Below are 20,166 nucleotides of genomic sequence, written 5' to 3'. Positions count from 1 at the left end.
CTCCCCTAAAACTGGTAGCGACGCAAGCGCGTCTGTACGAGGAACAGATAGACGCAGACGCCGCCGAGGATGATCAGGAACATCATCGTGGCGATCGCCGCGCCCATGTTGGGATCGCCGACCTGCAGCTGGAAACCGAAGAAGGCGCGGTAGAGGAAGGTGCCGAGAATATCCGTTGAATAATTCGGCCCGGCCAGCGCGCCTTGCGCGGTGTAGATCAGGTCGAAAGCGTTGAAGTTGCCGACGAAGGTCAGGATCGAGATGATGCCGATCGACGGCAGGATGAGCGGCAGCTTGATCTTCCAGAACTGCGCCATCCCAGTGATGCCGTCGCATTCGGCCGCTTCGATCACCTCTTCGGGAATGGACAGCAGTGCCGCATAGATCAGCATCATCGGGATGCCGACGAACTGCCACACCGAGATCAGGCTGAGCGCGGTCAGCGCATATTGCGCCTTGCCGAGCCAGGGCGTGAACAGGCTTTTCAGGCCGACAAGGTCCATCATATGCGGCGCCACGCCCCATAGCGGCGACAGGATCAGCTTCCAGGCGAAGCCGACGATGACGAAAGACAGGATCGTCGGCACGAAGATCGCCGTGCGGTAGAAGGCGGAAAACCGTAGCCTGGGGCTGGACAGAAGTGCGGCCAAAAGGACGCCGATCGGGTTCTGCACCAGCATGTGGATGATGAAGAACCAGACATTGTTCCTGAGCGCGTTCCAGAAATTGACCGACCAGTTGGGATCACCGAACAGCATGCGGAAATTTTCCAGTCCGACGAAGACCTGCGACTGGTTGATGTTGCGGAACAGCGATAGCTGCAGCGTGCCGGCCAGCGGCAGGATCATGATCGCCGTATAGACCAGCAGCGCCGGCGCCAGGAAAACGCCGATATGCCAACGGAACGGTCTTTTCGGTGCTGCGGCCATGCGTTCGGTCCCCGCCGATCAGGTCTTGCTATTGCCGCCAAAGGGCGCGGCGCCTCCCCCCCCTCGAGGGGAGGGTGCCTCGCAAAGCGAGGCGGGTGGGGTCGGCAGAGGCAGCGCGCCATCGTCGTTCGACCGTGCTTTCCAGCAGCGATCAAGCCGCAGCCTGCCTCGACCGACCCCCTCTGTCGCCTTCGGCGACATCTCCCCCTCGAGGGGGGAGACAACGCTTCGCCGCGCTTTACTTCGCCGGCTTGTACCAGCTGTCGAGGCCGTCCTGCAGCTTCTTGGCGGCAGCTTCCGGCGTGTCGGTGCCGTTGATGACGTTGGCCGATTCAACCCACGTCTCGTTTTCGAGGTTCGGCGTGCCGCGCGACAGGATCTGGTAGGTCGAGCGGATCGTCGACTTGCACTTGCCGCGCCAGGAGACGAATTCCTGGGCCAGCGGGTCTTCCATCTTCACCGGGGTGTTGTTCAGGCTGAAGAAGCCCGGCAGCGCGTTGGCGTAGATGGTGGCGAAATCCGGCGAGGCCACCCAGGACAGGAAGGTCTTGGCCGCATCCGCGTTCTTCGAGGCCGCATTGAGGCCCATGCCGATGTCGGTGTGGTCGGAGATGTAGCAGGTGTCGCCGGCCTTCTGCACCGGCGGCGGGAAGGCGCCCATCTTGAACTGCGCCTGCGTGTTGAACAGGCCGATCTCCCACGAGCCGGCCGGGTAGATGGCGGCGCGGCCGAGCGTGAACAGGTTCTGGCTGTCCGGATAGGTCTGCGCCTCGAAGCCGTCGCCGAGGTAGTCCTTCCACTTGGCCAGTTCCTTGAAGGGCTCGACCCACTGCGGATCGGTCAGCTTCTGCTCGCCCTTGATCAGCGCCAGGCGGCCTTCCTCGCCCTTCCAGTAGTTGGGGCCGATGTTCTGGTAGCCCATGGTCGCCGCTTCCCAGAGGTCCTTGGTGCCCATCGCCATCGGGATGTAAGTGCCGTCGGCCTTGATCTTGTCGAGCGCGGCGAAGAATTCGTCGCGCGTCTCCGGCACCTTGATGCCGAGCTTGTCGAAGGCGTCCTTGTTGTAGATGAAGCCATGGATGACGGAGGCCATCGGCACGCAGAAACTCGACTTGCCGTCGTCGGTCTGCCAGGCGGCCTTGGCGACGTCGGAGAAGTTCTCCATGCCGGGCAGGGTCGAGATGTCGGCGAGGTTGCCCTTCTTGAAGAGTTCCAGCGACTTGTCGAACGGGCGGCAGGTGATCAGGTCGCCGGCCGAGCCGGCGGCGAGCTTGGCGCCGAGGGCGGCGTCATATTCGGTTGGCGCCGACGGCGCGAACACCACCTTGATGCCCGGGTTCTTGGCTTCGAAGGCCGGGATCAGCTTGTCCTTCCAGATGGCAAGGTCGTCGCCGCGCCAGCTTTCGATGTTGAGCGTTACGTCGTCGGCATAAGCCACCCCGGCGGAGCCGAGAATGCTGGTGCCGAGAAGAAGTGCCGTCAGTAGCTTCGTTGTCATGCTCAGTCTCCCTGTTGACCTTTTTCAGGTTCGGTTTTGATGAGAACAGAGGCATTGCGCCCCTTGCTCCCCTCGATCGCGGAAAGGGCCGGCCGCAGCTTGTGGCCAGTCCCTTCCAATATCTTCTCGGCTGCATCGGCGCTGGCGGCGCCGGCGGCGAGCAGAATAGCGGTCTTGACGACGCCGCCGCTCCTTTCGAGCAGGCGCGCCGCCTCGTCCTTGTCGCGCCCGCTGACGGCGGCGACGATGCGTGCGGCGCGGTCGCGCAGCTTGATGTTGTCGGCCATGAGGTTGACCATGTAGCCGTCATGGACATGGCCGAGATGGATGGCGGCGAGCGTCGACAGCATGTTGAGCGCGATCTTCTGGGCGGTGCCTGCGCCCATGCGCGTTGAGCCGGCAATCAGCTCCGGCGGCGTTTCGAGCAGGATGGCGATGTCGGCCAGCCGCAACAGCGGCGCATCCCTGTTGTTGGCGATGGCAATGGTCGCCGCACCGCGGCGCCTGGCGTCCTCGATCGCCCTGACTGCATAAGGTGTCGAGCCGCTGGCCGAGACGGCGATCAGGCAGTCGCCCTTGCCGATGCGGGCGGCGGCAACTGCTGCCGAAGCTTCCTCGGTGTCGTCCTCCGGCCCGCCGGCCAGTGTCTTGAAGGCCTCGTCGCCGCCGGCGATCAGGATGGCGATGCGGTCGCGTTGGATGCCGAAAGTGCCCGGCAGCTCAAGCGCATCGGCCAGTGCCATCAGGCCCGAACTGCCGGCAGCCGCATAGGCGAGCTTGCCGCCGCTTTTCAGTCTGCTTGCGATGATTTCGGCTGCCGCAGCAATGGCAGGAATGGCGCCGTGCACGGCCTTGGCGGCCTCGATCTGTGCGTTGGCCAAAGAGGAAAGGACGGCTTCCGGGGCCTGGATATCCAGTCCCTCGGCATTCTGGTGAAGCGCTTCGGTGCGCGTTTCGGCCATCCGCTTTCCTCCAATCGAGAAAACCATACCAAAAAAATACCACTTGTCCACACGCATTAATGAAATCCTTGCGGCAGTGCAGGCATGCGAACGAAATCGGTTGATTTTCCAACAAACTACGCCTTAACTTTTTTGAAACGGAAATTAATCCTTGGCTATTGGTATTTTATTGGTATTATCCGCCCGGAGGAGAAATCGCGTGAAATTCGTGCTCGGCATCGATGGCGGCGGCACCAGCTGCAGGGCGGCCCTTGCAACGGCCGACGGCATCGTCCTCGGCCGCGCCAAAAGCGGTGCCGCCAACATCCGAACCGATCTCACCGGCGCCAGGACGAACATCGTCGACGCAGCGCAGCAGGCCTTTGTCGCCGCGGGCAAGGATCCCGCACTGATCCCGCAAACTCCGGCCGTTCTCGGTCTTGCCGGCGCCAATGTCGGCACCTACCGGCAGCAGCTCGAAGCGATCCTGCCGTTTCGCATCAGCCGTGTCGAGACCGACGCCGAGATCGCGCTGGAAGGCGCGGTTGGCTCCGGCGACGGCGCCATGGCCATACTCGGCACGGGCACCGCCTATATGGCACGCAAACAAGGCAAGTCGCGCGCCATCGGCGGCTGGGGGTTCCAGGTCGGCGACCAGGGCAGCGGCGCCCGTATCGGCCGCGACCTGCTCGAGCAGACGCTGCTCGCCTATGACGGCATCCGCCAGGGATCGCCGCTGACGGAGACCATGCTCGCCATCTTCCGTAACAATCCCGAGGATCTGGTCGAATTCACCACCAACGCCAAGCCCGGCGATTTCGGCGGCTTCGCGCCCAAGGTGTTCGAACATGCCGAAAAAGGCGACGTCGTCGCTATCTGGATCCTCGACAAGGCGGTCGCCGATGTCGAAGCAGCGCTTGGCGTGCTCGACCTGGGCGGCGGCGATCCGCTCTGCCTGCTCGGCGGGTTGGCGCCGCTTTACGCGCCGCGCCTGTCGGCCCGCTACCGGGCGCTGCTGAAACCGCCGCTCGACGACGCGCTGGGCGGCGCGGTTCAGATGGCGGCTCGGATTTTCGCAAACACGGCGGAGGCAGCTCGATGAGTGAGGCCGCCGACCAGATATTCGCGGCGCTGAAACAATCGTCGCAGAGTGGCGCGCCGCTCTATCTGCAGCTCAGGAAGAGTATCGAGGATGCGGTCAAACGCGGGCTGATCGGACCTGGCGATGCGCTGCCTTCCGAGCGCGACATCGCTAGCAAGGCCGACATTTCGCGCGTCACCGTGCGCAAGGCGGTGCAGGACCTGGTCAAGGGCGGCATCCTCGTCCAGCGCCATGGTTCCGGTACCTTCGTTGCGCCACGTATGGAGCGCGTCGAGCAGTCGCTGTCGATGCTGACCTCGTTTACCGAGGACATGGCACGGCGCGGCATGGCGGTGCGTTCGGCTTGGCTCGACCGCGGCCTCTATCCGCCGTCGCCCGACGAGATGATGGTGCTCGGCCTGGCGTCGAACGAATTGGTGGCGCGCGTGGCGCGCCTTCGTATCGCCAACGACACGCCGCTGGCGATCGAGCGCGCCTCGCTATCGACAAGCGTGCTGCCCGATCCGGCGGCGATTGGTTCGTCGCTCTACGCCGCGTTGGAAAAGACCGGCAACAGGCCGGTGCGGGCGGTGCAGCGCATTTCCGCCACCAATCTCGGCGATAGCGACGCACAGCTGCTGGAAGTACCGCCGGGCATTGCCGGCCTGCACATCGAGCGTATCTCCTATCTGGCGAGCGGCAAGGTGATCGAGTTTACCCGCTCCATCTACAGGGGCGACGCCTATGATTTTGTCGCCGAACTCCGGCTGAGCGGGCCGGGCGAAGAGGGCCGGCCATGACCGCGAGAACGACCCATATGCGGCGCGAGATCGAGGAGATCCCGGAGGCCACCGCCCGTCTGCTCGATGGCTCGGCCGCGGTGCTGACGGAAGCTGGACGCGGCATTCGCGAGCGCGACCCGAATTTCGTCGTCACCGTGGCGCGCGGCTCGTCCGACCATGCCGCGACCTTCATGAAATATGCCGTGGAGTTGACCGCCGGGCTGGCGGTTGCATCGGTCGGCCCGTCGATCGCCTCGATCTATGGCGCCAAGCTGAAGCTGGGCGGCTCGGCCTGCCTGGCGATCTCGCAGTCCGGCAAGAGCCCGGACATCGTTGCAATGGCGCAAGCGGCGAGGACCGGCGGTTCGCTGACCGTCGCCATCACCAACACCGCCGATTCGCCGCTGGCGCGGGCTTCGGACTACGCGATCGACATCCTGGCCGGACCGGAGCGCAGCGTCGCGGCGACGAAGACCTTCGTCAATTCAGCCGTCGCCGGACTCGCCTTGATGGCGCATTGCACCGGCGACGAGAAACTCCTGGTGGCGCTCGCGCGCTTGCCGGAGCATTTTCGCAAGGCGATCGCCTGCGACTGGATGGCGCTGGCCGGGGCGCTGGAGACGCAAAAGTCGCTGTTCATTCTCGGTCGCGGCCCGTCGGCGGCGATCGCCAACGAGGCGGCGCTGAAATTCAAGGAAACCTGCGCCATGCATGCGGAAGCCTATAGTGCCGCCGAGGTCATGCACGGCCCGCTGGCGCTGGTCGGTCCCGGTTTCCCGGTGCTGGCGCTGGCTGCTCGCGATGCGTCCGAGCCATCGGTGGCCGATGCCGCCGACAGCCTGGCCGGCAAGGGCGCTGCCGTCTTTGTGACGTCGAACAAGGCAAAGAGCGCTCAGCGCCTGCCGCATGTCGCAACCGGTCATCCGCTGACCGACCCGCTGACGCTGATCGTGTCGTTCTATGGTTTCGTCGAGGCTTTTGCCCGCCATCGCGGCCTCGACCCCGACACGCCGCCCAATCTGCGCAAGGTAACGGAAACCCTATGAGCGACCGTTTTGCCCTTACTGGCGCCCGGATTTTCGATGGCGACGACTGGCACGACAATGCGGCGCTTGTCGTGCGCGACGGCCTCGTCGAGGCCATTGTTGCCGCCGGTGCCATTCCATCCGATGTTGCGCGTATCGAGACCGGCGGCGGCATGCTGGCGCCTGGCTTCGTCGATCTGCAGGTCAATGGCGGCGGCGGCGTCATGCTCAACGACCATCCGGACGTCGCCTCGATCGAGACCATCTGCCGGGCGCACGCACCCTTCGGCACGGCGGCGCTGTTGCCGACGCTGATCACCGACACGTCCGAGATCACCGCCGCGGCGGTTGCGGCCGGAGCCGAAGCGGCACGGAGGAAGGTGCCGGGGTTCCTGGGCCTGCACCTCGAAGGGCCGCATCTGTCGATCGCCCGCAAGGGCGCACATGACCCGGGTTTGATCCGGCCGATGCTAGACTCCGACCAGACGATGCTGATCGCCGCACGGAAAAACCTGCCCGTGCTGCTGACGACGGTGGCGCCCGAATCCGTCGAGCCCAGCCAGGTGTCGGCGCTTAGCAAGGCCGGCATTGTCGTCAGCATCGGCCATTCCGATACCGGCTATGCCACGGCTCGCGCCTTTGCCGAGGCCGGCGCAACGGTGGTCACCCATCTGTTCAATGCGATGAGCCAGATCGGCAATCGCGAGCCGGGGCTGGCGGGCGCCGCAATCGATACAGGCACATTCTATGCCGGCATCATCGCCGACGGTATCCATGTCGATCCGGCCACCATGGCCATCGCCTTGCGCGCCAAGCAGGGGCCGGGCAAGATCCTGCTCGTTACCGATGCCATGGCGACGATCGGCACCGACATGACCTCGTTCACGCTGAACGGCCGCACCATCCACCGCAAGGATGGCAGGCTGACACTTGCCGACGGCACGCTGGCGGGCGCGGATCTCGACATGATTTCCGCGGTGCGCTTCATGCACCGCGTCGTCGGCCTCGACCTCGACGAAACCTTGCGCATGGCCTCGCTCTATCCGGCGCAGGCGATCGGCCAGTCGCACCGGCTCGGGCGCTTCGCCAACGGTACCGCGGCCAACATCGTTTCGCTGTCGGACGATCTGGACATTAAAAGCGTCTGGATCGATGGTGCCAGGGTTTTTGCAGGCAGCCCTGCTCGTTAGATTAGCCGGCTTTGGACGTATAGAGGTCCTTGTAGGCTTCGCGCAGCAGGTTCTTCTGCACCTTGCCCATCGTGTTGCGCGGCAGTTCGTCGACGAAGATCACCCGTTTCGGATGCTTGTACCTAGCGAGGCGCCCGGCGATGGCCTCAACGATCCCTGCGGCGCTGATGGTCGAGCCCAGCGCCCTCACCACGACAGCGGTGACGCCTTCGCCGAAATCCGGATGGGCAACGCCGATGACAGCGCTTTCGGCGACGCCAGGCAGTGCGTCGATCTCGCTCTCGACTTCCTTTGGATAGATATTGTAGCCGCCGGAAATGATCAGGTCCTTGCCGCGGCCGACGATGTGGACATAGCCGTCAGCATCGATCAGTCCGAGATCGCCGGTGATGAAGAAACCGTCGTCACGGAACTCCGCTTTGGTCTTTTCCGGCATGCGCCAGTAGCCGCAAAAGACATTGGGACCCCTCACCTCGATCATGCCGACATCGCCCTTGGCAAGTGTTTCGCCGCTCTCGGGGTCGGTGATGCGCAGGGAAACGCCGGTCAGGGGAAACCCGACCGTGCCGGCACGCCGCTCGCCATCATAAGGATTCGACGTGTTCATGTTGGTCTCGGTCATGCCGTAGCGCTCGAGGATGGCGTGGCCGGTGCGCTCTCGCCAGGCTCTGTGCGTCTCGGCCAAAAGCGGCGCCGAGCCGGAAATGAACAGGCGGATGTTTTTCGCCGCTTGCCGGTTCAAACCGTCCTGCTGCAGCAGGCGGACGTAGAAGGTCGGCACGCCCATCAGCACGGTGGCCCGCGGCAGCAGCGAGACGATGCGGGCCGGGTCGAATTTGGTTTCGAACAGCATCGAGGCGCCGGCCATCAGGACGACATTGGTGGCGACGAAAAGGCCATGCGTGTGGAAAACCGGCAGCGCGTGAATCAGCACGTCTGCGGCAGTGAAGCGCCAGAGGTCGACCAGCACCCGCGCATTGGAGGCGAGGTTTTCGTGGCTGAGCATGGCGCCTTTCGAACGGCCGGTGGTGCCGGATGTGTAGAGGATCGCAGCAAGGTCGTCCGGTCCGCGCGCCACGTCGTGGAAGTCCACGGCCGCCTCAGAGGCCCGATCGGTCAACGAACCCTCGCCCTTGCTGCCGAGTGTCGCGACCGCAGCGCCCGAGGTCTGCGCCAAAGCGCCGATCTCGGTCACTCGCGCCGGGTCGCAGACGATCAGTCGCGGCTCGGCATCCCTGAAGAAATAGTCGAGCTCGGTCAGCGTATAGGCGGTGTTGAGCGGCAGGAAGATCGCGCCGGCACGCAGACAGGCGAGATAGAGGAAAATGGCCTCCGGGCTCTTCTCGACCTGAACGGCGACGCGGTCGCCGGCTTCGACACCCAGCTGCGACAGCACATGTGCCAGTTGAGCGGAGCGCGCCAGCATTTCGCCATAGCTGATCGAGCGCCCGTCCTCTGCCTCCATCAAAAGGCGTCCGGGCGTGGGCATCCGGGCACGGAAAGCATCGAACAGATGGTTGCTCAAAAGTCCCCCCGAGCGGCTGTCTCCGGCCGAACGGCGGCGGTCAGCCGGCCGCCTTGTCCGCCGCTGCCCTGATTGCCTCGATGTTTGCCCGATAGGCTGCGACGCTGCCGCCCTTGAAAATGGCCGCACCGGCGACCAGCACGCTGGCGCCGGCGGCGGTGACCAGGGGCGCAGTTTCCGGCGAAATGCCGCCGTCGATCTCGATCCGGATCGGCCTGTCACCGATCAGCGCCTTCACCCGCTTCACCTTGTCTACGATCGCCGGAATGAAGGCCTGGCCGCCGAAGCCCGGATTGACCGTCATGATCAGGATAAGATCGAGCCGGTCGAGCACGTATTCGATCATCGTCTCCGGTGTCGCGGGGTTGAGTGACACGCCGGCCTTCTTGCCAAGGTTTTTGACCGTTTGCAGCGACCGGTCGAGATGTGGCCCGGCTTCGGCGTGCACCGTGATGCCGTCGCACCCGGCCTCAGCGAAGGCGGCCAGATAGGGGTCGGCGGGGGCGATCATCAGATGGCAGTCGAAGAAAGCCTTGGTGCGGTTGCGGATCGCCTTGATCACCGGCGGCCCGAAGGTGATGTTGGGGACGAAATGCCCGTCCATGACGTCGAGATGGATCCAGTCGGCGCCGGCGGCCGCCACCGCCTCGACCTCGTCGCCGAGCTTCGAGAAATCGGAAGCCAGCACCGATGGCGCGATCAGGGTTTTTTTGCTCATGACGCGGTCTTCCCGAACGCCTCGGTTTACGGCCCCTCTGTATCGCCTGCCTAGACCATGAGTCGAGTCCGGAAAGTGGAAGCCGGTTTGTCCTTCCGCTGATGCCACGGCTTCAGGTTTTCGCTGCTCTTTCATCTGCCAGCCAAAGAAAAACCCGCCGGATCGCTCCGGCGGGGTTTTCTTGATCGAATGATCACCGTTTTGAAGTTCGCGTGCGATCCTATTGCTCGAGCTGCGGCTTGCGCCTTGGCAGCTGCTGAAGAACATCTGGATTCAGCAGCAGGCTCGGTTTGCGGATCGGCTGGCACTGGCCATTAATCGGCCGCGCGCCCGGTGCGCACTCCAGCCGCGGTTTGCGGCAGGCGCCGTCGCGCAGCTCTGTCCCACGCGGGCAGACGCAGACGCCACGCTTGTTGTGGATCTGACCAGGTATCGAGCACTCCACCACAACAGGCTTCTTGCGCCTGCAGGCATTGCCTTGCACTTCCGTGCCTTTCGGGCAGACGCAATCGCCTCCGGCGTCGTGGATCTGGCCGCGGATGGTGCACTGCTCCGGCTTCGGCTGGATTGGCCGGCAGACATTGCCCCTGACTTCCGTACCCCGCGGGCAGACGCAATCGCCTGCGGCGTTATGGATCTGGCCCCGAATGGTGCACTGCTCGGGTTTCGGCTGGATTGGCCGGCAGGCATTGCCTTTGACTTCGGTGCCCCGCGGGCAGACGCAATCGCCGGCAGCGTCGTGGATCTGGCCACGGATGGTGCACTGCTCGGGCTGCGGCTTGCTGCCCACGCAAGCGCCGTTCTCCAGCTCGGTTCCGCGCGGACAGACGCAGCGTCCGTCTTCGGTACGGATCTGGCCTTTGAGCAGAACGCAAGGTTTTGGCTTCGGCACGATGACCGTGCCGCCCCCGGACGAGCATTGGCCATTGCGGAAGGTCGTGCCGGGCGGGCAGACGCAGTTGCCGGCGTCGTTCATGACGAAGCCTTGCGAGCATTCCTTCTTCACCTCATTCCTGATGGTGAAGGGATGGCAGGCATAGGCCTTGCCGCGATCACCCTGCACGTCGGCCGCACCGCGGGACAGCACGTCGCCACCGCCTTGCACCGGCGTGTTCGGGGACAGCACGCCGACACAGTTCTGGCCGTTGACAGTGCCCTGCAGATTGGCCAGACGGCCATCGTCCGGAATGATCACGGTCACCGTGTGCAGGTGGCTTTCCCCGGCGCCGAGCGTCAGTTGGGCGATGCAGGACAGAGGCAAGATTGCCGGCTCCGGCGAGCAGCCGAAGGGCGGATCGATCGAGGTGATCGCAACGCCTTCCAGCCGGCCGAGGCCTTCGACGCCGATCGCATCGCCGAGGCGAACCGGACCGGAGAAGGCGCTCGCGCCATCGTTCGTGATGGTGATCTCGAACGAGCAGGGCTGGCCGGGCTTGCACTCGGCATCACCGGTCTTCTCGACGCGGATGGTCGAGGCGCCGCTGCCCTTGGCGCAGGCCTGGCCGATCGGATAGACGATGTCGTCTCCCGGAGCCGGGCCGTAGGAGCCGCGTGCGCAGTTCTCGAATTCGCCGTTCGCGGCAACCGTCACGTCGAAATGGCGGCTGGTTCCAGGCGTCATGACGGCGCCGGGAATCTGGCACGACAGCGCATTGGCCGGAACCGGTCCGCAAGCCCATTCCGCGCCGTCTGGGGTGACGGTCTGGATCTGGACCGGCGCTCCGCCGGCTATCAGCGTCGCGGCATCGTTGACCCGTACCGGACCGGTCGGGGCAGTGGTGCCGAGACTGATGACGGTAATGCGGCAGGAAACGACCGCAGCACCGGCCAGCGAACCATTGCAAACCTTGGTGATGCGCAGGGCCGGCTGGCCGGCATTCGGATGACGGATGCGTTCCTTGGCGCAGGCCCTGTTGTTGGTGATGTCGTTCTCACCGGGAATAGCTTTCACCTCGGCGCAGTTCTCGACACTGTCGGGCCGGTAGTTGGCCGGCATCACCGCCCTGACGAAGATCGGCGTCGAGGCGCCAGGCAACAGCACGATGCCGGCATTGTCGCAGCGGAACTGGCCGGGGCCGTTCGGTCCGCATGTCCATGGCGGCGTCGGGCCGAAGGTCGAGGATGCCGGCGCGCCGCCCGGATAGGTATCGACGACCGTCAGCGGCCCATTGTAGGGGACGCTGCCATTGTTGATGATGTCGATCACGAATGTGCAGACGCCATCGGCCGAACAGAATTCGGTGCGGGCGCGCTTCTTCAGGATCAGATCGACCTTCTTCTCCACCGGCGGCCGGCAGTCGCGGTCACGATCGCCACGCCTGCAGACCGGGATCGAAGTACAGCCGCGATCATTTTGCTGGCTGCCGAAAAGCGGCTTGCCGCTGGCGCCGTAATTATAGCTAGCGCAATTGCGCAAGACACTGCCTCGCCAGCCTGCGGCCGGCTTGAAGCCGAGTTCGAGGTCGACAGAGGCACCCGGATTGAGCGTGGTCACCGGATGAGTGCAAATCATCGGGGTGGTTGCAGGCGCGCAGACCCAGGACGGGTTCGGCCCTGAATCGAGGGTGGAGCCGGCCGGCAGGGTGACTTCGTCGAGCACGATCTTGCCGTGGTAGGGTGCATCGCCGACATTGGTGACCCTGATGGTGAAGTCGCAGCCGCCACCCATCGTGCAACGTTGCACGTCGGCGCGCTTTTCGACTTTCAGATCCGGTTCCTTGTCCTTCGGTGGGCAGCGCTGATCACGCGGGATGACGATATCGACAGTCTGCGTACAGCACAGGCCCCAGCCCTCCCTCGGGCCGGCATAGGTTTCGATACCGGTGACGATGATGTGGATGACGTCGCCGGGTGAAGCGCCGACGATCTTCCAATTGAGCACACCGCCGCCGGCCGGCACCAATTGCGTGTCGGGAATGATGGTGATGCCGGGTGTCGTCGTCGAAAGCTGCACCCATTTGCCAGCCATCTCTGGGCCGACCGGCATGTGGTAGATGAAGGCGCCGCCGCCGGGCACGCAATCGACCGTGCCGCGCTCCACCTTGAAGCATTCCTTGCCGGGAGGTGGAGGCGGCGGGTTGCACCTGGTGACGTCGATCTTGATCGACGTCTTTGCACCCGTGAGATAATTGCCGTCGTCCGGCTTGCCCGGATCCTGCGACGGGATTTCGACGCCGGCGCCGCGTTCGCGGCTCACCTTAACCATGCCCTGGTTGTGAACGGTCGTCGGCGACGGAAACGCCGCATGGTCAATCTTGGCGGTGATCTGGAAGGTGACGACGCGCTCGTTCGCAGCGCCGATGCCGTCGAGATCGCTGGCGGAAATCCGGAAATCGGACACCGTCGCGGTATCGTCCGGGCCAGCCGAACTGCTGATCGCAGCACCAGGCAGCGGTCCGTCGGACGCATCGGTGCCGTCGCCGGTCACATGCACGCCGACGATGCGCAGGCCGTGCGGGAGTTGGTCCCTGAAATCGAGCCTGACCTTTTTCAGCATGGCGGCGAGGTCCGGGCTGGCAAAACCCTGCGGATTGCCGCGCAAGCCAAAGCTCAGCGAGTATACGACATAGTCGCAGCCTCTCTGGGTGCCTTTCTTGGTGAAGAAGGGCACGATCCGGCCCGGCTCCGGATTGACGATTCGAGGATTGTCGAAATCGAGCCTGGGATCTGGAACGGCAGTGTAGATGCCCGCATCGGCAGGCTTGGTCTTGGCCGGAGCAAGGTCTTCAGCGAAGCCTTGCAGCGGACTCAGCATGGCGACCGCGATACCGGCCGCCATCAGCCAGCGCACACCGCGCCTGGCGAGTGACAGGGGTTTCATGATGGTCTCCATGACGAATGATTGTTTGCCGGTTGATTGGCTGCTCGTCGCAAGCGGGGAAAGTGCGAGATTGCTCATCTTCCCCTCCTCACGGTTCGCAGCTGACGGCTGGGGTTCTGAGCGGCAAGGTCATCTTGCAGCAAGGATAGTAGCCGCCCTTGTCGCTATCGGACTGCCTGTAGAAGCAGAGCCCGACATCGACCGTATCGCCAGGGTAATGGCCGGTGATGCCGATCGTGTATGGCGCGCCGGGCGCATGCGACAGAGGTGAAGTCACCCCAACGCCAGGCGTCCTGGACAGAGCCTTGATCGAATCGCCGCCAAAGCCGGCATGGTCATGGAGATAGAGATCGGCCTCGAGGCCGGAGGGCGTGCAGAAATACCTGACATCCTCGACATCGATGCAAGGAGGCAGATTGCCGGGGGGCGGAAAGTCCGGCGGATAGAACGGTGGCAGATAGCCGCCCGGCACCTGCTCGTAATAGCCGGCACGGCCTTCGCAGGGGCGCCAGACCTCGACGTCGCCGACATGGCCTTCGACTTCCGGGTCTTCGAAATAATTGTCGAAGTCGACGAACCACGAGCCGAAAGGCGGCATGTTGGCCGGCTTGACCAGTGCCGTCGGCGTGATTTGCACGCCGTGCACGGCGAGCGGCCCGCCAGCTGCGAGTTGTTCGGCAAGCTCCGGGTTGTCGCGCAACTTGTCGCCGGTATCGACCAGCGTGTCGGTGCAGACGCCGGTATCGAGATTGCCTTCGGCATCGTAGCCATATTGCAGGTCAAGGCCGCCGGCCGACTGTCGGTTGTCTTGCGGGAAGCCGACCGCATATTCCTGCGGCACTTCCACCCAGGCCGATTCCGTCGCCGGATCGTCCGGAATTTCGCGCCAGTAGCGGATGACCTCACCCTTGCCGGAATCGGCGAACTGGCTGTAGTCGTAGCGGTTCTCCACCGGGCCGCGCTGGGCCAGGTACATGAAGCCTTCGTTGTCGAAGGCGATGTCGGTGACCGCGTAATCCTTGTCGGCCTTGACCGTCAGTTCCCAGCGCGGGTCGCCGGCGAAACTGCCGTCGCCGGCAACGCCTACCGACCAGATCTCCGCCTTATCACCGACCGAATAATAGAGCCGGCCGCCACGATAGGCGACCGACCAGACGCGGCGCTCGTCCTGCGTGTAGCCCCAGCTGTCGGGGTCCTCGCTGTCGAAGGCAGCACCCTGGATGTCCATCACCGAGCCGTCGTCGGCAACGGCGGCAAGCCCGTGCGCCGGGCGACCGGCTATGCCGTGGTCGAACGTGTCGAGCAGCGCGCCATTGGCGTCGATGCGGTGGATGAGGCCGGTGTCGAGATCGCTGGCGAAGAACTGGCGGTGGGTATTGTCGAAAGTGACGTCGCCGATGCCGGGACCGCTATTGGCGTCGATATCGGCGAATTTCGAGACGGCGCCGGTGATGCCGTCGATCTTCCAGATCGTTCCGGGGCCGCCGCCGTTTTCGGTGCCGAACTGGCCGTCCATGAAGACAGCGTCAGCCGTGCCGCGGCGCTGCCGCTCCGGCCGGCCGTCGGCGTCGCCGTCTGGCGTGACTATGCGGATGCCGTGCAGCGACGTGGCGCCGGCATAGAGGTTTGGAATGGCCGATGGGACGCCGTCGCGCACGCCGTCGTCGTAGGTGATGCCGAACACCTGGCCGATTTGCCCGGCTGTGACCTCGAACGGTGGCGGGGTGAAGACCAATTGGCCAGACGCCGGCCCGCCCAGCCTTGAGACGTCGAAGATGCGCAAGGTCGCGCGCGCCGTGTCGATGAAGGTTTCGTCGACGGGATCGACGCCCGGCGGCAGGCCTTCCTCGAAATTGGGAATGATGGTGCCGGAGAATCCGGTCACTGCCATCGAGCCGGGATAGATGATCTGCGTTTCCTGAGCCTGGGCCGAGCCACCGAGCCAGAGCCCAGCGGCGAGCGCCAGGATCGACAATCCGCTGGCAGCCTGGATGGCGCGGCGCAAACGGCCGGCACGAGAGCGCACGAACGCGCCGTGGTCGCAAGACATGGATCTCCCCCCACAGGTCATGGGAGAAACATCCGGTCCCGGCGCGCAAATCAGGGCAAGGCGCGGCGTTCCGGCACGTTCGTCCCTGATCGAATTGTCTGCTTTCCTCAACGTCACGATACGCCTGCGTCCGCGCAGGGTCAACGGAACCGGCGAAAAGCCCAGCGCATCGACCCGGTCCCGAAGGCGATGGTCGCGCTGAGTTCCTGCTGTTCCCGGAGACCATGGAGCCTCTGGATCTGTGGTCATGGGGCTTTCCTTTCCGGGGCCGCACCACGCGGCACCTGAGCATCAGTCGCGGGGCGAGGCGGAAAGGTTCATGGGCCGGGGGCCGGGCCGGCTGGATCACCGCCGAAAATACGGGCCTGCCGGTCCCGAATCCGATCAACCGCGATGAATGGTGAACGCCTTGCGCAGAATGCTTGCGCGCCACGCAGCCTGTTCTTATATACGCGCCAAGCCGTCCAGCGCCGAACGCCGGTTGCCGGAGCGGAATTTCTTGTGAACAGGGGCTTTCGTCGGAACGCCTGTACGGGTCCTGAGAGCCTGCTTAGCGGAGAGATTAGAGAAATGGCAAAAGTAATCGGTATCGATCTGGGAACAACCAACTCCTGTGTCGCCATCATGGACGGCAAGGAATCCAAGGTGATCGAGAATGCGGAAGGCGCCCGCACGACCCCTTCCATCGTCGCCATCAACAGCGACGGCGAGCGCCTCGTCGGCCAGCCGGCCAAGCGCCAGGCGGTTACCAATCCTGAGAACACCATTTTCGCGGTCAAGCGCCTGATCGGCCGCCGCTACGACGATCCGGTGACGGAGAAGGACAAGAAGCTTGTCCCCTACAAGATCGTCAAGGGCGACAATGGCGACGCCTGGGTCGAGGCCGGCGGCAAGAAGCAGTCGCCTAGCCAGATCTCGGCGATGATCCTGCAGAAGATGAAGGAAACGGCGGAGGCCTATCTCGGCGAGAAGGTCGAGAAGGCAGTCATCACCGTTCCGGCCTATTTCAACGACGCCCAGCGCCAGGCGACCAAGGATGCCGGCAAGATCGCCGGCCTCGAAGTGCTGCGCATCATCAACGAGCCGACGGCGGCCGCGCTTGCCTATGGACTGGACAAGAAGGAAGGCAAGACGATTGCCGTCTATGACCTTGGCGGCGGCACGTTCGATATTTCGGTGCTCGAAATCGGCGACGGCGTGTTCGAGGTGAAATCGACCAATGGCGACACCTTCCTCGGCGGCGAGGATTTCGACATGCGTCTGGTCGAATATCTGGCGGCCGAGTTCAAGAAGGAACAGGGCATCGACCTGCGGAACGACAAGCTCGCCCTTCAGCGCCTCAAGGAAGCGGCTGAAAAGGCCAAGATCGAGCTGTCGTCCACCACGCAGACCGAAATCAACCTGCCCTTCATCACCGCCGATGCCACCGGCCCCAAGCACCTGACGCTGAAGCTGACGCGGGCGAAGTTCGAGAGCCTGGTCGAGGATCTCGTCCAGCGCACGATCGATCCTTGCAAGGCGGCGCTCAAGGATGCCGGCCTGAAGGCCGGCGAAATCGACGAAGTCGTCCTGGTCGGCGGCATGACCCGTATGCCCAAGATCCAGGAGATCGTGAAGCAGTTCTTCGGCAAGGAGCCGCACAAGGGCGTCAACCCGGATGAGGTCGTCGCGTTAGGCGCCGCTATCCAGGCCGGCGTGCTGCAGGGCGACGTCAAGGACGTGCTGCTGCTCGACGTGACGCCGTTGTCGCTCGGCATCGAGACGCTGGGCGGCGTATTCACGCGGCTGATCGAACGCAACACGACGATTCCGACAAAGAAGAGCCAGGTGTTCTCCACGGCCGAGGATTCGCAGTCGGCGGTGACCATCCGCGTCTTCCAGGGCGAGCGTGAAATGGCCGCCGACAACAAGGCGCTCGGCCAGTTCGATCTGGTCGGCATCCCGCCTGCGCCGCGCGGCGTGCCGCAGATCGAGGTCACCTTCGACATCGACGCCAACGGCATCGTCAACGTCTCGGCCAAGGACAAGGGCACCGGCAAGGAGCACCAGATCCGCATCCAGGCGTCCGGCGGCCTTTCGGACGCCGACATTGAGAAGATGGTCAAGGACGCCGAGGCCAATGCCGAAGCCGACAAGAAGCGGCGCGCGCTGGTCGAGGCCCGCAACCAGGCCGAGGCGCTGGTGCATTCCTCGGAGAAGTCTCTGAAGGAATACGGCGAGAAGGTTTCCGAGGCCGACCGCACGGCGATTGCCGATGCGATCGCGGCGCTGAAGACCGCTGCCGAAGGCGACGATGTGACCGAGATCGAGGCCAAGACGCAGACGCTCGCCGAAGTCTCGATGAAGCTCGGCCAGGCCATGTACGAGGCTTCACAGAAGGAAGCCGCCGAGGCCGACGCCAAGGCTGATGCCGCCAAGGACAGTGACGTCGTCGATGCCGACTTCGAGGAAATCGACGAAGACGACGAGAAGAAGAAGTCGGCCTGAACCGCCTGACGGTACAGGTAAGGGAGAAAGCCCGGCGCACAGCCGGGCTTTTTTGCAACCCTTTGCCGGAAAAACGCTGCGCTGCCCGAAAAAATGCGGACAAAGCCTCGTAGACACTGGCATCGCGCCTCCATCACACCTAAATCGGAACAGCGTGCCGGCAAACGACGCAACGATGCTTCAAGACGTTGACTATCCGGACTGCGGGAAAACATGAAAGCTGATTTTTACGAAACGCTAGGCGTGCAAAAGGGCGCCGACGAGAAGGAGCTCAAGAGCGCTTTTCGCAAGCTCGCCATGCAGTTCCATCCCGACCGCAACCCAGGCGACCATGCCTGCGAGCACAAGTTCAAGGAAATCAACGAAGCCTACGAGACACTGAAGGACCCGCAGAAGCGCGCCGCCTATGATCGCTTCGGCCACGCCGCCTTCGAGCACGGCGGTATGAATGGCGGGGCGCAAGGCTTTGGCGCCGGCGGCTTCGCCGACATTTTCGAAGACATTTTCGGCGACATGATGGGCGGGCGCCAGCGCCGCTCGTCCGGCGGCCGCGAGCGCGGCGCCGACCTGCGCTACAATATGGAAATTACGCTGGAAGAGGCATTTTCCGGCAAGACCGCGCAGATTCGGGTGCCAGCCTCGATTTCCTGCTCGGAATGCTCGGGCAGCGGCGCCAAGCCTGGCACCCAGCCCGTCACCTGCTCGATGTGCAACGGCCACGGCAAGGTGCGCGCCACGCAAGGCTTCTTCTCGATCGAGCGCACCTGCCCGCAATGCCAGGGGCGCGGCCAGACCATCAAGGATCCGTGCCCGAAATGCGCTGGCCAGGGCCGTGTCACCGAGGAGCGCTCGCTGTCGGTAAACATCCCTGCCGGCATCGAGGATGGCACCCGCATCCGGCTGGCCAATGAGGGCGAGGCCGGCCTGCGCGGCGGCCCGTCGGGCGATCTCTACATCTTCCTCGCGGTCAAGCCGCACGAATTCTTCCAGCGCGACGGGGCCGATCTTTATTGCAAGGTGCCGATCTCGATGACGACGGCAGCGCTTGGCGGCTCGTTCGAGGTGACGACACTGGACGGTACCCAGACGAAGGTGAAGGTGCCGGAAGGCACCCAGAACGGTCGCCAGTTCCGCCTCAAGGGCAAGGGCATGCCTGTGCTGCGCCAGCCCAATATCGGCGACCTCTACATCCAGACCGTGGTTGAGACGCCGCAGAACCTTTCGCGCCGTCAGCGCGAATTGCTGGAGGAATTCGAGCAGCTTTCCTCAAAGGACAATTCGCCTCAGTCGAGCGGATTTTTCGCCCGCATGAAAGACTTTTTCGAAACGTTCGGCGAGCACTGAAGCTGATCCCTGGAAAACGCTTCCCGAGCGTCATCAACACCTTATCCGGGGATTCGCCTTGTCTTGCACCTCGTAACTGCTAAGTAGCATGCGAGGGAGCGTTGAGGAGGACTTTCAATGACGCGTAGTCCCGGACTGCGAAAGACGCTGGCGGAAAAGTTCGACGACGAGCTGAAGTTCTTCAAGGGCTGGATCGATAAGCCGAAGGCGGTCGGTTCGATCGTCCCGACCAGTTCCATCACCGCTGGCAAGATGGCCTCGATCGTCGATCCGACATCCGGCCTGCCGGTGCTCGAGGTCGGACCCGGTACAGGCGTCATCACACGCGCCATCCTCGCCCAGGGCATTAAGCCTGAGAATCTCTACGCGGTCGAATATTCCACTGATTTCGTGCGCCATCTGCGCCAGCTTTATCCAGGCGTCAACGTCATCGAGGGCGACGCCTTCAATCTCGACGCGACGCTCGGCGACAAGCGCGACCTGATCTTCGATTCTGTGATATCGGGCGTGCCGCTGCTCAATTTCCCTGTCGCCCAGCGCATCGCCTATGTCGAGAGCCTGCTCGACCGTATCCCGGCGGGCCGGCCGATCGTGCAGCTGACTTACGGGCCGCTGTCGCCGATCCCGCCGGGCCGCGGCGACTATACGGTCGAGCATTTCCATTTCGTCATCCGCAACATTCCGCCGACGCAGCTTTGGATCTACCGACGCGGGGCGCATGAATTGAAACGTTGGGTTTGAATAGCACTTGTCTTATACCCATCGGGTGACAAGGC

Annotated in this window: 14 protein-coding genes; 7 read left to right on the top strand and 7 right to left on the bottom strand. The window is 63.9% G+C overall.

What is annotated here, in order from left to right:
• Positions 1-5 precede the first annotated feature (5 nt).
• From NKH41_RS08245 to NKH41_RS08235, 3 genes are all read right to left on the bottom strand, one after another.
• Positions 6-929, bottom strand: a complete 924-nt coding sequence (locus NKH41_RS08245; protein ID WP_023718922.1) for a carbohydrate ABC transporter permease — start codon at positions 927-929, stop codon at positions 6-8.
• A 238-nt stretch (positions 930-1,167) separates the two neighbouring features.
• The gene (locus NKH41_RS08240; protein WP_352449606.1) at positions 1,168-2,427 is read right to left on the bottom strand and encodes an ABC transporter substrate-binding protein; all 1,260 of its coding nucleotides are present in this window, start codon (positions 2,425-2,427) and stop codon (positions 1,168-1,170) included.
• Between the two features lie 2 nt (positions 2,428-2,429).
• Positions 2,430-3,389: an N-acetylmuramic acid 6-phosphate etherase gene (locus tag NKH41_RS08235; protein WP_031212743.1), complete on the bottom strand. Its 960-nt coding sequence runs from the start codon at positions 3,387-3,389 to the stop codon at positions 2,430-2,432.
• Between the two features lie 199 nt (positions 3,390-3,588).
• On the opposite strand from NKH41_RS08235, the gene NKH41_RS08230 reads away from it, so the two are divergent.
• Genes NKH41_RS08230 through nagA form a run of 4 tightly spaced genes read left to right on the top strand, consistent with a single transcriptional unit; the run spans position 3,589 to position 7,446 of the window.
• Positions 3,589-4,470 carry a glucosamine kinase nucleotide-binding domain-containing protein gene (locus NKH41_RS08230; RefSeq protein WP_352472799.1) on the top strand — a complete coding sequence of 294 codons (882 nt, stop codon included), beginning with the start codon at positions 3,589-3,591 and terminating at the stop codon, positions 4,468-4,470.
• Positions 4,467-5,249: a GntR family transcriptional regulator gene (locus tag NKH41_RS08225; protein ID WP_352472800.1), complete on the top strand. Its 783-nt coding sequence runs from the start codon at positions 4,467-4,469 to the stop codon at positions 5,247-5,249. The genes NKH41_RS08230 and NKH41_RS08225 overlap by 4 nt, the downstream gene beginning before the upstream one ends.
• Positions 5,246-6,277, top strand: coding sequence for an SIS domain-containing protein (locus NKH41_RS08220; RefSeq protein WP_352771043.1), 1,032 nt, complete (start codon positions 5,246-5,248; stop codon positions 6,275-6,277). Before NKH41_RS08225 ends, NKH41_RS08220 begins: the two co-directional genes overlap by 4 nt.
• Positions 6,274-7,446 carry an N-acetylglucosamine-6-phosphate deacetylase gene (gene nagA / locus NKH41_RS08215; RefSeq protein WP_352771042.1) on the top strand — a complete coding sequence of 391 codons (1,173 nt, stop codon included), beginning with the start codon at positions 6,274-6,276 and terminating at the stop codon, positions 7,444-7,446. The genes NKH41_RS08220 and nagA overlap by 4 nt, the downstream gene beginning before the upstream one ends.
• Position 7,447: 1 nt before the next feature.
• Here nagA and NKH41_RS08210 read toward each other — a convergent pair whose 3' ends face one another.
• The 4 genes from NKH41_RS08210 to NKH41_RS08195 all read right to left on the bottom strand — a co-directional run bounded on the left by NKH41_RS08210 (position 7,448) and on the right by NKH41_RS08195 (position 15,559).
• Positions 7,448-8,971 (bottom strand): malonate--CoA ligase, encoded by a 1,524-nt coding sequence (locus NKH41_RS08210; RefSeq protein WP_352771040.1) that lies wholly within the window; start codon positions 8,969-8,971, stop codon positions 7,448-7,450.
• A gap of 40 nt (positions 8,972-9,011) precedes the next feature.
• Positions 9,012-9,689 carry a ribulose-phosphate 3-epimerase gene (rpe, locus tag NKH41_RS08205; protein ID WP_352472804.1) on the bottom strand — a complete coding sequence of 226 codons (678 nt, stop codon included), beginning with the start codon at positions 9,687-9,689 and terminating at the stop codon, positions 9,012-9,014.
• Positions 9,690-9,909: 220 nt separating this feature from the next.
• Positions 9,910-13,587, bottom strand: coding sequence for a DUF7929 domain-containing protein (locus tag NKH41_RS08200; protein ID WP_352771038.1), 3,678 nt, complete (start codon positions 13,585-13,587; stop codon positions 9,910-9,912).
• A gap of 10 nt (positions 13,588-13,597) precedes the next feature.
• Entirely contained in the window at positions 13,598-15,559 is a 1,962-nt protein-coding gene (locus NKH41_RS08195; RefSeq protein ID WP_352771036.1) for a hypothetical protein, read from the bottom strand.
• Between the two features lie 570 nt (positions 15,560-16,129).
• Between NKH41_RS08195 and dnaK the strand changes: the two genes are divergently transcribed.
• The 3 genes from dnaK (at position 16,130) to pmtA (ending at position 20,131) form a co-directional block, all read left to right on the top strand.
• Positions 16,130-18,046, top strand: a complete 1,917-nt coding sequence (gene dnaK / locus NKH41_RS08190) for a molecular chaperone DnaK (RefSeq protein ID WP_023679851.1) — start codon at positions 16,130-16,132, stop codon at positions 18,044-18,046.
• A 213-nt stretch (positions 18,047-18,259) separates the two neighbouring features.
• Positions 18,260-19,390: a molecular chaperone DnaJ gene (gene dnaJ / locus NKH41_RS08185; protein ID WP_023679852.1), complete on the top strand. Its 1,131-nt coding sequence runs from the start codon at positions 18,260-18,262 to the stop codon at positions 19,388-19,390.
• Between the two features lie 117 nt (positions 19,391-19,507).
• Positions 19,508-20,131, top strand: coding sequence for a phospholipid N-methyltransferase PmtA (gene pmtA / locus NKH41_RS08180; protein ID WP_352771034.1), 624 nt, complete (start codon positions 19,508-19,510; stop codon positions 20,129-20,131).
• The last annotated feature ends 35 nt before the right edge of the window (positions 20,132-20,166 follow it).

This window comes from Mesorhizobium sp. M1169, from assembly GCF_040318345.1.
In the GTDB taxonomy this organism is placed as follows: domain Bacteria; phylum Pseudomonadota; class Alphaproteobacteria; order Rhizobiales; family Rhizobiaceae; genus Mesorhizobium.
This window is presented reverse-complemented; position numbering and strand designations above follow the sequence as displayed.